At 61.2% G+C, this 14,227-nt stretch carries 15 protein-coding genes; 11 read left to right on the top strand and 4 right to left on the bottom strand.

Features of this window, described 5'->3' with window-relative positions:
* Positions 1–35 precede the first annotated feature (35 nt).
* On the top strand, positions 36–1,256 hold the full coding sequence (gene odhB / locus ACZ9HU_RS05400) for a 2-oxoglutarate dehydrogenase complex dihydrolipoyllysine-residue succinyltransferase (protein WP_476103183.1): 1,221 nt from the start codon (positions 36–38) through the stop codon (positions 1,254–1,256).
* 19 nt (positions 1,257–1,275) lie between these two features.
* Entirely contained in the window at positions 1,276–2,676 is a 1,401-nt protein-coding gene (gene lpdA, locus ACZ9HU_RS05395; RefSeq protein WP_476103181.1) for a dihydrolipoyl dehydrogenase, read from the top strand.
* 79 nt (positions 2,677–2,755) lie between these two features.
* Here lpdA and ACZ9HU_RS05390 read toward each other — a convergent pair whose 3' ends face one another.
* On the bottom strand, positions 2,756–3,805 hold the full coding sequence (locus ACZ9HU_RS05390) for a LacI family DNA-binding transcriptional regulator (RefSeq protein WP_476103179.1): 1,050 nt from the start codon (positions 3,803–3,805) through the stop codon (positions 2,756–2,758).
* 73 nt (positions 3,806–3,878) lie between these two features.
* Positions 3,879–4,397 (bottom strand): sterol desaturase family protein, encoded by a 519-nt coding sequence (locus tag ACZ9HU_RS05385; RefSeq protein WP_476103176.1) that lies wholly within the window; start codon positions 4,395–4,397, stop codon positions 3,879–3,881.
* A 109-nt stretch (positions 4,398–4,506) separates the two neighbouring features.
* Here ACZ9HU_RS05385 and leuC point away from each other — a divergent pair, with 109 nt between their 5' ends.
* The 7 genes from leuC (at position 4,507) to ACZ9HU_RS05350 (ending at position 9,158) form a co-directional block, all read left to right on the top strand.
* Positions 4,507–5,937 carry a 3-isopropylmalate dehydratase large subunit gene (gene leuC / locus ACZ9HU_RS05380; protein WP_476103174.1) on the top strand — a complete coding sequence of 477 codons (1,431 nt, stop codon included), beginning with the start codon at positions 4,507–4,509 and terminating at the stop codon, positions 5,935–5,937.
* A gap of 18 nt (positions 5,938–5,955) precedes the next feature.
* On the top strand, positions 5,956–6,138 hold the full coding sequence (locus tag ACZ9HU_RS05375) for a hypothetical protein (RefSeq protein WP_476103171.1): 183 nt from the start codon (positions 5,956–5,958) through the stop codon (positions 6,136–6,138).
* 18 nt (positions 6,139–6,156) lie between these two features.
* The gene (gene leuD / locus ACZ9HU_RS05370; protein WP_476103169.1) at positions 6,157–6,753 is read left to right on the top strand and encodes a 3-isopropylmalate dehydratase small subunit; all 597 of its coding nucleotides are present in this window, start codon (positions 6,157–6,159) and stop codon (positions 6,751–6,753) included.
* 269 nt (positions 6,754–7,022) lie between these two features.
* The gene (locus ACZ9HU_RS05365; protein WP_476103167.1) at positions 7,023–7,346 is read left to right on the top strand and encodes a DUF1476 domain-containing protein; all 324 of its coding nucleotides are present in this window, start codon (positions 7,023–7,025) and stop codon (positions 7,344–7,346) included.
* Positions 7,347–7,406: 60 nt separating this feature from the next.
* Positions 7,407–7,640, top strand: coding sequence for a BolA/IbaG family iron-sulfur metabolism protein (locus tag ACZ9HU_RS05360; protein WP_476103164.1), 234 nt, complete (start codon positions 7,407–7,409; stop codon positions 7,638–7,640).
* Between the two features lie 71 nt (positions 7,641–7,711).
* Positions 7,712–8,035 carry a Grx4 family monothiol glutaredoxin gene (gene grxD, locus ACZ9HU_RS05355; RefSeq protein WP_476103162.1) on the top strand — a complete coding sequence of 108 codons (324 nt, stop codon included), beginning with the start codon at positions 7,712–7,714 and terminating at the stop codon, positions 8,033–8,035.
* A 349-nt stretch (positions 8,036–8,384) separates the two neighbouring features.
* The gene (locus tag ACZ9HU_RS05350; protein ID WP_476103160.1) at positions 8,385–9,158 is read left to right on the top strand and encodes an NUDIX hydrolase; all 774 of its coding nucleotides are present in this window, start codon (positions 8,385–8,387) and stop codon (positions 9,156–9,158) included.
* Here ACZ9HU_RS05350 and ACZ9HU_RS05345 read toward each other — a convergent pair.
* Positions 9,155–9,511, bottom strand: coding sequence for a PilZ domain-containing protein (locus tag ACZ9HU_RS05345; protein WP_476103158.1), 357 nt, complete (start codon positions 9,509–9,511; stop codon positions 9,155–9,157). The two genes, ACZ9HU_RS05350 and ACZ9HU_RS05345, sit on opposite strands and share 4 nt — an antisense overlap.
* Before the next feature lie 203 nt (positions 9,512–9,714).
* Here ACZ9HU_RS05345 and ACZ9HU_RS05340 point away from each other — a divergent pair, with 203 nt between their 5' ends.
* Positions 9,715–11,463 carry a gamma-glutamyltransferase family protein gene (locus ACZ9HU_RS05340; RefSeq protein WP_476103671.1) on the top strand — a complete coding sequence of 583 codons (1,749 nt, stop codon included), beginning with the start codon at positions 9,715–9,717 and terminating at the stop codon, positions 11,461–11,463.
* A gap of 38 nt (positions 11,464–11,501) precedes the next feature.
* Here ACZ9HU_RS05340 and ACZ9HU_RS05335 read toward each other — a convergent pair whose 3' ends face one another.
* Entirely contained in the window at positions 11,502–12,035 is a 534-nt protein-coding gene (locus ACZ9HU_RS05335; RefSeq protein ID WP_476103156.1) for an N-acetyltransferase family protein, read from the bottom strand.
* A gap of 191 nt (positions 12,036–12,226) precedes the next feature.
* Between ACZ9HU_RS05335 and ACZ9HU_RS05330 the strand changes: the two genes are divergently transcribed.
* Positions 12,227–14,104: a methyl-accepting chemotaxis protein gene (locus tag ACZ9HU_RS05330; RefSeq protein ID WP_476103669.1), complete on the top strand. Its 1,878-nt coding sequence runs from the start codon at positions 12,227–12,229 to the stop codon at positions 14,102–14,104.
* Positions 14,105–14,227 lie beyond the last annotated feature (123 nt).

Raw genomic sequence — 14,227 nt, 5'->3', positions numbered from 1 at the left:
CGCTCTCCTGCCAATTTCTTTAGGATAAGCAAGTCATGTCCACGGAAGTCAAAGTCCCCACTCTGGGTGAATCGGTGAGCGAGGCCACGATCGGCCAGTGGCTCAAGCAGCCGGGCGAAGCGGTCGCTCTGGACGAACCCATTGCCAGCCTGGAAACAGACAAGGTTGCCATCGAAGTCAACGCTCCGGTCGCCGGCGTGCTGAGCCAGCACCTAGCCGCCGTTGGCGACACGGTGACGGTCAGCGCGATCATCGCCGTGATCGAAGAAGGCGCGGCTGGCGCTGCTCCCAAGGCGGCGGCGCCTGCTGCTGCGGCCCCTGCCCCTGTGGCGGCGGCTCCGGTGGCGGCTCCGGCTGCTGGTGAAGCGACCGACCCGGCGGTTCTGAGCCCGGCGGTTCGCCGCGCGGTTCTGGAATACGGCATCGATCCGGCCACCATTAAGGGCACCGGCAAGGACGGCCGCATCACCAAGGAAGACGTGGTGGCAGCGGCTCAGTCGAAGGCCGCCAGCGGCGCGCCGACGGTTCCGGCCGCTGTTGCAGCGCCCGCCAACGAGCGTCGCGAAGAGCGCGTGAAGATGACGCGCCTGCGTCAGACCATCGCCAAGCGTCTCAAGAGCGCGCAGGAAAATGCCGCTCTGCTCACCACCTTCAACGACGTTGACATGTCGGCGGTGATGGAAGCGCGCAACCGCTTCAAGGACAGCTTTGAAAAGAAGCATGGCGTGAAGCTGGGCTTCATGTCCTTCTTCGCCAAGGCTTCGGTGCTGGCTCTGAAAGACATCCCGGCTGTCAACGCCCAGATCCAGGGCGATGAAATCGTCTATCACGACTATGTCGATATTTCGGTCGCCGTTTCGGCCCCGAATGGTCTGGTCGTGCCGGTGGTGCGCGATGTCGACAAGATGTCCTTCGCCGGCATCGAAAAGGCGATTGCCGACTATGGCAAGAAGGCCAAAGAAGGCTCGCTGACCATGGCCGACATGACGGGCGGCACGTTCACCATCTCGAATGGCGGCGTGTTCGGCGGTCTGATGTCGACCCCGATCATCAACCCTCCCCAGTCGGCTGTGCTCGGCCTGCACCGTATCGAGGACCGCCCGGTGGTCCGCAATGGTCAGATCGTGATCCGCCCGATGATGTATATCGCGCTGTCCTATGACCACCGCATCATCGACGGTCGCGAAGCCGTGACGGCCTTGAAGACCATCAAGGAAGCGATCGAGGATCCCACGCGTCTGCTGATCGACCTTTGATCGGATAGGGGACAGAACAATGGCTGAATACAATTACGACGTCCTCGTCATCGGTGCAGGCCCCGGCGGTTATGTGGCCGCCATCCGTGCGGCGCAGCTTGGGTTGAAGACCGCCTGCGCCGAGGGCCGCGCAACGCTGGGCGGAACCTGCCTCAACGTGGGCTGCATTCCCTCCAAGGCTCTGCTGCATGGCAGCGAGCTGTTCGAGGAAGCCGCGCATGGCACGCTGGCCAAGTTTGGCGTGAAGACCGGCCCGGTCGAGCTGGACCTGCCCGTGCTTCAGGGTGAAAAGTCGACGGCGGTCAAGGAACTGACCGGCGGCATCGAGTTCCTCTTCAAGAAGAACAAGGTCGACTGGAAGAAGGGCTACGCCACGTTCAAGGACGCCCACACGGTTGAGGTCGCGGGCGAAACCGTCACGGCCAAGCATATCGTGATCGCCACCGGCTCGTCGGTGACGCCGCTGCCCACCGTGCCGGTGGACAATGACGCGGGCATCATCGTGGACTCGACCGGCGCTCTGGCGCTGGACCGCGTTCCCAATCACCTCGTCGTCATCGGCGGCGGCGTGATCGGTCTGGAACTTGGCTCGGTGTGGCGCCGTCTGGGCGCCAAGGTCACCGTGGTCGAATTCCTTGACCAGCTGCTGCCCGGCATGGACGGCGAAGTGCGCAAGGAAGCGGCCAAGATCTTCAAGAAGCAGGGCATGGAGCTCAAGCTTTCGACGAAGGTCACCGGCGCGACCGTTGAAGGCGGCAAGGCCACCCTCACCATCGAACCGGCGGCGGGCGGCGAAGCCTCGACGATCGAGGCCGACTGCGTGCTGGTGGCCATTGGTCGCCGTCCCAATGTCGATGGTCTGGGTCTGGAAAACATCGGTCTGTCGCTGAACGCGCGTGGCCAGATCGAAACCGACCATGATTTCCGCACCGCCGTTGACGGCGTGTGGGCCGTTGGCGACGTGATCCCCGGCCCGATGTTGGCGCATAAGGCTGAGGACGAAGGCATTGCGGTGGCGGAAAACATTGCTGGTCTGACCGGCATTGTGAACCATGACGTGATCCCGGGCGTGGTTTACACGATGCCGGAATTCGCGGGCGTGGGCCTGACCGAGGAAGCCGCCAAGGAACGCGGCCCCATCAAGGTCGGCAAATTCCCCATGATGGCCAACAGCCGCGCCAAGACCAACCGCGAGCCCGACGGCTTCGTCAAGGTCATTGCGGATGCCAACACCGACCGCGTTCTGGGCGTATGGTGCATTGCCAGCGTGGCGGGCACCATGATTGCGCAGGCAGCCCAAGCCATGGAATTTGGCGCCAAGAGCGAAGACATCGCCTATACCTGCCACGCTCACCCGACCCATTCGGAAGCGATCAAGGAAGCCGCGATGGCTGTGCAGGGCAAGCCGATCCACATGTGATCGGCCTGCCATGGGCAAATAAAAAGGGGCGGGAAGGCATCACGCTTTCCCGCCCCTTTTTGTTGTTATTCGCCCGATTTCAGACGGGCGCGGCCACCCGGCCAAGCGCGCTGCCCCGCACGACCAGACGTACCGGCACACGTTCCTGCGCCATTTCCTTATCATCGACCAAGGCCTGAAGCCGGTCGACGAGCTGTTGCCCAGCCACCGCGAAATCGGGTTCAATCGTGGTCAGAGGCGGCACGCTGAACTGCCCCGCCTTGACCCCGTCAAAGCCGACGACACCGACATCGCCCGGAACATTCAGGCCCCGCTCCTCCAACAAAGCCATCGCGCCCAGCGCAATGTCATCGCAGGCGGTGAACAACCCATCGAAGGGCTCACCAGCCTCCAGCAAAGCCGCCGCCGCGCGCCGCCCTTGTTCGTGCCGCGAAAAGCCCGGCTCCAACGTCATGATGCGCGGCGTCAAACCTGCCGCCACCAGCGTTTCGGCATAGGCATCATAACGTTCGGCAAATTGGCGCTGCGGGCAATCGGCCTCGCCCACATAGACGATGCGGCGATAGCCATGATCGAGCAGGTGTTCCACCGCCGCCCGCGCCCCGCCGTGATTGTCGGCGCGCACCCATGGCAATTCATGCGCGGGCGCAGGTGCGCCCCAGCACACGACGTGGCAACCATCATCGGCCGATGCCTGAAAATAGTCCCATGCCTTGCGGTTTTCGCTGGTGCCGAACACGATCATGCCGATGGCGCGGCGGCTGCGTTCGAAATGATCGTCCAGACGGTCGGGCGCGCCCTGAAACGAGACGATGGTTTCCATGCCCCGCGCCGAAGCCGCCGCGCAAATCCCGCCCAGCAAGGCATAATGGAACGGGTTGAACGCCCGGACATCCTCGTCTTCGGGACAGATCACCACCACGGCAATCGTGTTCAACCGCCCGCTGCGCATACGCGAGGCCGAGGAATCGATGTGATAATTGAGCCGCCGCGCCGCCTCGACAATCCTTTCGCGCGTGGCTGCGGCCACAATCGGGTCGCCGCTCAATGCGCGTGAGACGGTGGACTGGCTGACGCCTGCTGCTTCTGCAACGTCATAGGACGTGGCGCGAAAGCGCTGTTTGACCATGGTCCCTCCCTTTCACCGCCTCTTTTGCAGAGCCCGGCCCAAAGCGCAAATGGCATGAGCCGTAAATACGGTTTCAGACCTCTTCAGCCTCACGCAGCACCGCGATTCCCGCCTTGCGCTGCTCGGCCAGTTCCTTTTTGAGCGCGGCAGGGTCGCGGGCGATGACAAAGCCGAAGGAAACGCCGCCCTCTTTGCCGACGGTGGCATGGTGCAACCGGTGCGCCTGAACCAGACGTTTGGCATAGCCGCCGCGCGGGACGTAGTGGAAATAGCGTTGATGGACCAATCCATCATGGATCAGCGAATAAACGATGCCATAGCAAAGAATGCCAACGCCAATCCACGTGCCCGGCGCCCACGCCCCCGCGCCCATGACCAAAGGGCTGCCGATGGCAAAGGCCGAAATGCTCATGCCTGCGCCGAACAGGGCGTAGAGGTCGTTCTTTTCAAACATGCGGTCGTGGCGTTCGTGATGATCGCGGTGCCAACCCCAGCCCCAGCCGTGCATGATATATTTATGGGCGCTCCACGCGATGGCTTCCATGGCGAAAAAGCTGATGATGACGATGGCGGATGCGGCAAATGGAGTCATGCGACCTTCTATAATACCCGATGCAGAAATGCGCCACTGGCCCGAATGTCCATGTGGCGGGCATTCGCCTCTTGTTTTTACCGCACCCCATGCCTAGTTCGGATCTATTATGACCGGACCCAAGACGCTCTACGAAAAGATCTGGGATGCCCACACTGTGGAATCCCGCGATGATGGCACCAGCTTGATCTGGATCGACCGGCACCTTGTGCATGAGGTGACCAGTCCCCAGGCATTTGAGGCACTTCGCCTTGCCGGGCGCAAGGTGCGTCGACCGGATCTGACGTTGGCCGTGCCGGATCACAATCTGCCCACCACCGCGCGCCGCGATGCCGCGGGCAACCGTATTGCCATCAAAGACCCCCAGAGCGCGCAGCAATTGGCCGCGCTGGAAGTGAATGCGCCCGAATTCGGCATCCGTCTGATTGGTGACGCCGATCGTGAACAGGGCATCGTCCATGTCGTCGGCCCGGAACAGGGCTTTTCTCTGCCCGGCGCGACGATTGTTTGCGGCGACTCGCATACGGCCTGCCACGGTGGTCTGGGCGCGCTGGCCTTTGGCATCGGCACGTCCGAAGTCGAACATGTGCTGGCCACGCAGACCCTGCAATTGAAGCGCTCAAAGACGATGGAAGTGCGCGTCGAGGGCGAATTGGGCGCGGGCGTCACCGCCAAGGATCTTGTCCTGCACATTTGCGGCACGCTGGGCGCCAGCGGCGGCACGGGCTATGTCATCGAATATACCGGCTCGGCCATTCGCGGCCTGTCGATCGAAGGCCGCCTGACCGTTTCGAACATGGCGATTGAACATGGCGCGCGCGCGGGCCTGATTGCGCCCGATGAAAAGACCTTCGCCTATGTCCAAGGCCGCCCCTATGCGCCCAAGGGCGAGGATTGGGACAAGGCCGTGGCATGGTGGAAGAGCCTGGCCACCGATCCGGGCGCGACCTATGACAAGACCGTCGTGATCGACGCAACCAAGATCCAGCCCACCGTCACATGGGGCACCAGCCCCGAAGACACCGTGGCGATTGGCGGCGTTGTGCCCGCGCCCGAAAGCTTTGCCGATCCGTCCAAGCAGGAAGCCGCGCGCAAATCGCTGGCCTATATGGGCCTGACGCCGGGCCAGAAGCTGACCGATGTGGAAGTGCAGAACGTGTTCATCGGTTCGTGCACCAACAGCCGCATCGAGGACATGCGCGCCGCCGCCGCCATTGTGAAGGGCCGCAAAAAGGCCGACAATGTGCGCTGGGCCATCGTCGTGCCGGGTTCGGGACTGGTCAAGGAACAGGCCGAGGCCGAAGGCTTGGACAAGATCTTTATCGAGGCGGGCCTTGAATGGCGCGAACCGGGTTGTTCGGCATGTCTTGCCATGAACCCGGACAAGGTTCCGGCGGGCGAGCGTTGTGCATCGACCTCGAACCGCAATTTCGTCGGCCGTCAGGGTCCGGGTGCGCGCACGCATCTGGTTTCGCCCGCGATGGCGGCGGCCGCAGCAGTGACGGGCAAATTGACCGATGCCCGCGAATTTTTGGCCTGAACGGATAGGGTGACAAAGATGAGCGATGAGAGCGAAAAGAAGGTTTCGGGCGAACGTTCAACCTGGGCTGGCGTTGCCACGATTGCGGGTGCCGCCATTGGTTCGGCGGCGCTGGCCGCGGCAGTGATTTTTGCAAGCCGCCGCAAAGCCAAACCGACCGACGCTCCCGCCCATCCCGAAGATGCGCCCGAAACTGACTGATCTGAAAGAGTTTTCAATATGAAACCGATCAACCACGTGGCCGGCACGGCGATCCCGTTTGGCGCCAAGAATGTCGATACCGACGTGATCATCCCGGCCCACTGGCTCAAGACCATCACGCGTGAAGGTCTTGGCAAGGGTGCGTTCGAAGCGATCCGCGCCGAAAAAGGCAATATCTTCGACACCGAACGCAACAAGGGCGCGCCGATCCTGATCGCGGGCGACAATTTCGGTTGCGGGTCCAGCCGTGAACATGCCGCATGGGCGCTTCTGGACATGGGCATCACCTGCGTCATTGCGCCCAGCTTTTCGGATATCTTTTCCGGCAACGCGTTCAAGAACGGCATTCTGACGGTGGTTCTGCCGCAGGAAGCGGTGGACCGCCTGCTCGAAGTGGCGCAGGATCAACCCATCGATATCGATCTGGAAACTCAGACCGTGACGACGCCGTTTCAGGACCGCTTCACCTTTGAAATCGACCCGTTCCGCAAGCATTGCCTGCTGGGCGGATTGGACGAAGTGGGCCTGACGCTGGCCCGCGACGAAGCCATCAAGAAGCATGAGACCAAAATCGCGGCGGAATTGCCGTTTCTGGCCACCACGGTTTCGGCATAAGCGGCAGGCGACTAGGGCGGGTATATTTTCCCGCCTTTTGAACGGAAAACTTTCTCCAATTTGAGCGAGCGCAAAGAACCACCGCCTCCGATCTGCTGAAAAAGGCATGTCGCAGCGGTGGTCGCGCCAAATCGGGGGATTGAACCGCCGCCGCTGCGACACATATAGATTGGCGCGCGATCACGGTCGCGTTATGAACGGCAAACTGTAACAGTGCCACGTCACGCCACGAAATCCACAAACCTCAAAATCAAGCGGGAGACGCCACCATGACCAGCTTCAAAGATCGCGAACGGGGTGAAGAAGCCAAGTTTGCCCATGACGAAGAGCTGGAATTTCGCATTCATGCCCGCCGCAACCGCCTGCTGGGCACATGGGCGGCAGAGCGCATGGGCCTTTCGTCGGCAGAAACCGAGGCCTATGCCAAATCGGTGGTGCAGGCCGATTTTGAAGAGGCGGGCGATGAGGATGTCGTTCGCAAGCTGCTGGGCGATTTGATCAGCGCAGGCGTTGATGCCGACGAAGCCGAAGTGCGCACCGCATTGAAGGCCAAGGAAGCCGAAGCGCGCCGCGCGATGATTGGCCAGGTCTAAAGGCCCTATTTCTGGCGCAGTCATCATGGCTGCGCCCATCACACAGGAAGTTTCCCCCCGATGCCGATGCCCGCTGCTGAAATCGAAGCGCTGATTCGCGCCGCCATTCCCGACGCCGACGTGACGATCACCGATCTGGCCGGCGATGGCGATCATTACGCCGCGCATGTCACCTCGGCCAGCTTTGCCGGCAAACCGCGCATTGCCCAGCACAAGGCCGTGTTTGCCGCATTGGGTGGGCGCATGGGGGGCGAACTTCACGCCTTGCAACTGACCACCGGCGTTCCCACCTGAACAATTGACGAAACGCCTTTCCTTCGCAAGAAGGGCGTCATCCCCCGTTTGGTTGCAGAAAGTTTCAAGCCATGTCCGATGTCCAGACCCGCATTGCCGATATTGTGAATTCGAACGACGTCGTGTTGTTCATGAAAGGGACCGCCCTTTTCCCGCAGTGTGGTTTTTCCAGCCGCGCGATCTCGATTCTTGAGCATCTGGGCGTGACCTATCACACCGTCGACGTGTTGCAGGACATGGAAATCCGTCAGGGCATCAAGGCCTATTCGGATTGGCCGACGATCCCCCAGCTTTACGTAAAGGGCGAATTTCTGGGCGGCAGCGACATCATGATGGAAATGTATGAAGCGGGCGAGCTTCAGTCGCTGTTTCAGCAGCACGGTCTGGCCGCATAAAGCCACGCCATTGCGCCAATAAAAAGGGCCGCTTCCCCATGGGAGGCGGCCTTTTTATTGGTTTGAAGGGAATGGTGGGGCCGGGAGACTGGGAAGACCGACCCCACCTTTGTGCTCGAGACGGGAGTGAGACGAACCGCGGAGACTGTCATGCGGGCCGCCTCGTTCGAGACTGCTACCAATGCGCAAGGATATGCATAGGGCGTGCCAATTTTCGAGAAGCGCCAAAATGCCGGGATTTCAGCGGTAATTTGCCCCCGCATTTCACGAAAGTGTCAATTTCCCCGACACCCCTGATCCTGCCAACTCAACCCCTTGCCAAGTGATCGCGCAGGCCTATCAAAGCATCATGAATCCCCAGCCTCCTTTCACCCTGCGCCCCGCCGCGACACTTGTCATTTTTCGGCAGAGTTCCGCGGATCCGGCACCGCAATTGCTGATGGTGGAACGCGCCGCAACCATGCGTTTTGCCGCCGGAGCTACGGTTTTCCCCGGAGGCAAAGTTGACCCACAGGACGCCGAATTGGCGCAAATCCTGACAGGAGAAGCGCAGGACGAATATTCCGACATGGCCGCACGCATTGCCGCCATCCGCGAGACGTTGGAAGAAACCGGGCTTGCTCTGGGGTTTACGCGCGGGCCAACACGCGAAGAGGCGATGGAGGCGCGCGCCATTTTGCAGGCCGGGGCCACCATGGCCGACATGCTGAAACGGCTCGATCTGAGCCTCGATTTATCGCTTTTAACCCCCTTTGCCCGTTGGCGGCGCAAAAGTGTCGGAGGATTTGACACTCGCTTCTATCTGGCCAATATCGGTACGGGCGCAGTCGATCTTTTGGTCGATGCCACGGAAAACAGTCGTCTTTTTTGGGCCAGTGCCGCGCAATGTCTGGACGATGCGGCCAAGGGCGATATCAAGATCATCCTGCCGACACAGCTTAATCTGGAGCGTTTGGCACCCTTGGCCAATTTCGATCAGGCCGTGGCCAACGCGCTGGCCCATCCCGTCACGCCCATTTCAGCGCGGCGGATCATCCGCGATGGTCAGGAATGGCTGACCATTCCCGAAGGTCTGGGCTATCCAACCACCGCCCTGCCCTTATCGGCGACATCACGGGGTTAAGGCGCGCAGATGCCCCGCGTCCGGGCGCGATAGTCCTGCACCTCACCGCCCATGCGCACATGCAGGCGGCACAGATGTTCCACCACCGGTTCATAGATCGGACGTTCGAATTGCAACCCGCATTGGTTGCTTTCGGTCCAGCGTACTGTGCAACTGATCGCTTCCAACCCATCGAGTTTGAGCAACACCCGCGTGCCCACCGTCAACGTCAATGTGCGCGTGGTGATACAACATCCATGGGTGGAAAGATCGCCAACCGTGACATTATCCTGCAACCCGCTCATCAACCGACAACGGGCCGACATGGTCAGCGGCCTTCGGACGGCCTGTCGGTTGGTTTGACGCGCTCGCATGACATAGGGCTTATAGCGGATACTGGGTTAACCGATGGTTTGAAAATGATTCCCTTGGGCAAATTTTCTTGGCCATGCCTGTCAAATGCCGATTGATGAGATAAATTTCATCCATGTCAGTAAAAAGGCCCTTTGACATTGCCCGCCAAAGCGCAAACACACACCCCCACAGATTGAAGTCCCGGAGTATCATCTTGTCTGCAATGCTTTCCAGCCGCACGCTTTTCCGCCTCGGCGCCGCCGCACTCGCTCTGTCGGCCATGCCCATGGACGCTATCGCCAAGGCGCCCGCCCCGATCACCCCCGCCCCGATCACTGTCGCCCCGGCGCAGGGTGACGCCAAGGCAGGCTTTGCCACCCATGCAATGATTTCGGCGGCCAATCCGCTGGCGGTGCAAACTGGTCTGCGCATCCTGCAAAAGGGCGGCAGCGCGGTGGACGCGGCGGTCGCGGTACAGGCCGTGCTGGGTCTGGTCGAACCGGAAAGTTCGGGGCTGGGCGGCGGCTCGTTCATGCTGTTCTATGACGCCAAGACCAAGCAGGTCACCGCCTATGACGGGCGCGAAGTCGCCCCCAAGGGCGCAAGCCCCAAGCAGTTCTATGGCCCCGATGGTAAGCTGCTGCCCTTCCCCGTGGCCGTGGTGGGCGGGATTGCCACGGGCGTTCCGGGCGCGATTGCCATGCTGGAAATGGCGCAAAAGGAACATGGCCGCCTGAAATGGCACCAGTTGTTCGGCGAAGCACACAAGCTGGCCAGCAATGGTTTTGAAGTGACGGGCAAGCTGGCCCGCGCCATCGTCAGTCAGGCCCCGCAGGCCAAGGGCGCCGATGCGCAGGCCTATTTCCACAAGGCCGACGGCACCCCCTATCAGGCCGGCGAGCATATCGTGAACAAGGCCTATGCCGCCACGCTGAACCGCATTGCGATGCAGGGTTCAAAGGGGCTGTTGACCGGCCCGATCGCGGAAAAGATTGTCGCCAAGGTGACCACCGGCACTTTGCCCAGCACGATGACGCTGGCCGACCTTGCCGCGTATAAGCCGCGCAAGACGCAGGGGCTGTGCATGCCCTATCGCACCCATATCATCTGCACCCCGCAGGCGCCTTCGGGCGGCGTCGCGGTTCAGGAAGCGATGGGCCTGCTGGCGCACACCGACATTGCCACGCGCAATGCGCAGGACCCCAAGGGCTGGCTGGAAATCGCACAGGCGAGCCGTCTGGCCTATGCCGACCGTGATCGTTACGAAGGCGACCCAGCCTTCGTGCCCTTCCCCAAGGGTCTGCTGGCGCCCGATTACATCGCCGAGCGCGCCAAGCTGATCGGTGAAACGATCCAGCCCGTCACCTATGGCATCCCCAAGGATGCGCCCAAGGTTGGCGTGGACGCGACGCACGAACCGGGCGGCACCACCCATATGGTGATCGTTGACGCACAGGGTAACGTCGTGTCGATGACCACCACGGTCGAAAGCATCTTTGGTTCGGGCCGCATGGTTGACGGTTTCTTCCTCAACAACCAGCTCACCGACTTCTCTTTCAGCACGACCGACAAGGACGGCACGCCCGCCGCCAATGCGGTCGCGCCGGGCAAGCGCCCGCGTTCCAGCATGGCGCCCGCCATCGTGCTGAACCCCAAGCGTGACTTTGAAATGGCGCTGGGTTCGCCCGGCGGAAATGCAATCATTGCTTATAATATCAAGGCTCTGGTCGGACTGCTCGATTGGGGGATGAAGCCGCAGGATGCGATCAGCCTGCCCAATCTGGTGGCGCGCGGCGATGTTTACAGCGCCGACACGTTCCCAACGCCGATTGCCGACGCTCTGGCGGCCAAGGGCCTGCCTTTGTTGACGGCGCGTGGTGAAAATTCGGGCCTGCACGTCATTGTGCGCCGGGCCAAGGGCTATGAAGGCGGGGCCGACCCGCGCCGCGAGGGCGTTGCCCGCGGTTTCTGATACGGAAAAGGGCGGGACCGAAATCCCGCCCTTTTCATTTACTTGCGGCGCATGATGAATTCTTCGTCGCGCCAGTCGCCCACGGCGAACCTGTACTCACCCACGATTTCAAAACCACGGCTGGCATAGACATGCTGGGCTTTGAGATTGCCCTGCCACACGCCAATCCAGATCGGGCGTCCCCAAGAGGTCAATTCCTCCAGCGCCAGATCGAGCAATTGCTTGCCCAGCCCCGCGCCCTGCACCTCGCGCCGCAGATAGAGTTGGTAAAGTTCGCCATCACCATCGGCCCGTTCCGGGTGGGGCAATTTGCTCGGCCCGATATGGACATAGGCGACCAGAGCGCCTTGACCGTCTTGCGCAACCCATGTCCGATGGGTTTCATCGGCCAATTCGCGCGCGACGGTTTCTTCACCATAGGAATCCACCTCGAACACGGCCAGATCAGCCGGCGGATAGGGTATGGCAAAGCCCGTCGGTCCGAACGTATCACGGAAACAATGCAGTTTAAGGGCCGCAAGCGCTGGAACATCCTGCGCGCATGCGGGGCGAATGATAAGGCTGGCAGTCATATTCAGCGCCCTATACCAGCGCGCGGCGGGCGACAATCGCCTGTGGAATGTAAACCGAATTTCGCAATTCCCGCCGCGATCATAGGTAAGATTTCGGATTAGGGCATAAGCCCAAATGCTGACTAAATTGCGAGAAAATAAACCCGTCGCAATTTTTACAATTTGCCGCGGGGAGAATAACCTTGTTGCGTATGGGCATTTCGGCCAAGTTTCTGGCTGCGTTTACCATCCTGTTGGCGGTCATGGCCGCCATGGGGTCTTTTGCCGTCGTCAAGCTGGGCGAGGTCAACGCGATCTCGACCGAATTGCGCGAACGCTGGCTGCCCGGATCGCAGGCCCTGGGCGACGTCCATGCCTTTGTTTCGCAATATCGCATCAAACAGAGCGCCCATGTCGGCGCCACATCCGAAGGCATGAAGACCCGTCAGGCAAAATTGATGCGCGCGGCGCAAACCGCCATCGACACCCGTATGCAAGACGCCGCCAAATTGAGCCAGACGCCCGAAGAAAAGGCCGCGTTTGATAAATTGAAGGGCGATTGGCAAAACTATCTGGGACAGAATGAACAATTGCTCCGCCTTTCCGACACCGATGCGGCGGGCGCCAAGGCCATGTTCGACGGCGATTCATTGACCGCTTTCTATACGGTCGAGGATGATCTGCTGGCCTTGATTGATCTGAACACCAAGGGGGCCAATGCCGCATCGGCCCATTCCGCCGCCATTTACGATCAGAGCCGTAAAGTCATCATCGGCGCCGTTGTGGGCGGGCTTGCCGTCGCCCTGGGTCTGATGGGCCTGATGATGACCACGATTGCGCGCCCCGTGGCGCGGATCAGTGAAGCGGTAGGCCGTCTGGTCGATGGCGACATGCATGTGTCCATTCCCGGCCTAGGCCGTCAGGATGAAGTGGGCCGCCTTGCTCGCGCACTGGACAGTTTCAAGGCGCTGTTCGCCGCCGATCAACAACGCACGGCGGCGGAGCTGGAACGCGCCCGCGAAACGCAGGCTACGATTGACGCCATCGGTTCGGGCCTTTCTGAACTGGCGCGCGGCAATCTGACTCATCGCGTGCCGGAAAATGGCGCGGGCGGCCTTGGCCAATTGCACGTCAATTTCAACGAAGCCGTCGGCCAGTTGGCCAAGGTCATGGGCGAAATCGTCGATGGTTGCGACGCCATCCGCCGCGGCACCGACGAAATCGCGGCGGCCAGCGGCGACCTTGCCCGCCGCACCGAACATCAGGCCAGCTCGATTGCCGAAACCAGCCGCACGCTCAACGAATTCAGCGGCACCGTGCGCGTCACCGCCGACAATGCCCGCCAGACCAGCAGCCGCCTTGCCGTGGCCCGCAACACCGCCGAAGCCGCGGACCAGCAAGCCGAACAGGCCGTCCACGGCCTTCAGGCCATCGAAGCCAGCAGCCGCGAAATGGCCGAAATCGTCGGAGTCATCGACGGCATCGCGTTCCAGACCAACCTGCTGGCGCTCAACGCAGGGGTCGAAGCGGCCCGTGCAGGCGATGCGGGTAAGGGCTTTGCCGTGGTCGCCAATGAAGTGCGCGCCCTTGCCCAGCGCAGCGCTGACGCGGCCAAGGACATTCGCGCGCTGATCACCACATCGAACGAACAGGTATCGACCGGCGTCGCTCTGGCCAGCGCCAGCGGCGATGCTCTGCGTCAGATTGTGGGCGAAGTTTCGCAAATTTCCGAACTGGTCGAACAGATTGCCGAAGCCGCCCAGCGTCAGTCGTCCAATGTCGAGGAAATTTCGGCCATGATGACGTCGATGGATCAGTTTACCCAGCAAAATGCGTCCATGGTCGAACAAAGCACCGCCAGCACGCACAGCCTTTCGGGTGAAACGCAGGGTCTGGTGGAAAAGCTGCGCCGGTTTCAGATGACGCGCAACATGGCGCGCCCTGCCGAAATCGCGCCGCCGGTTACGCGCATGCCTGGTGGTAACAGCGACCTTTCGCTTCCGTCATTTTCTTCGCGTCGCTCGCCTGCCCCGGCCCCGACCATGGGGGCGACGGCATTGAAAATCGAGGATGATTGGTCCGAGTTCTAAAGCTTAGGGCAAACCACCTAAGACCACGGAACAAAAAGACAAAGCATAAATTTCAGCCTGATCTTATCCAATTGATGCGAAAACAGTTTCATCAAGAGATTAGCTGGAAAGAGAAAGACCCGC

It is taken from the genome of Novosphingobium sp. Sphag1I, assembly GCF_056279125.1.
This window is presented reverse-complemented; position numbering and strand designations above follow the sequence as displayed.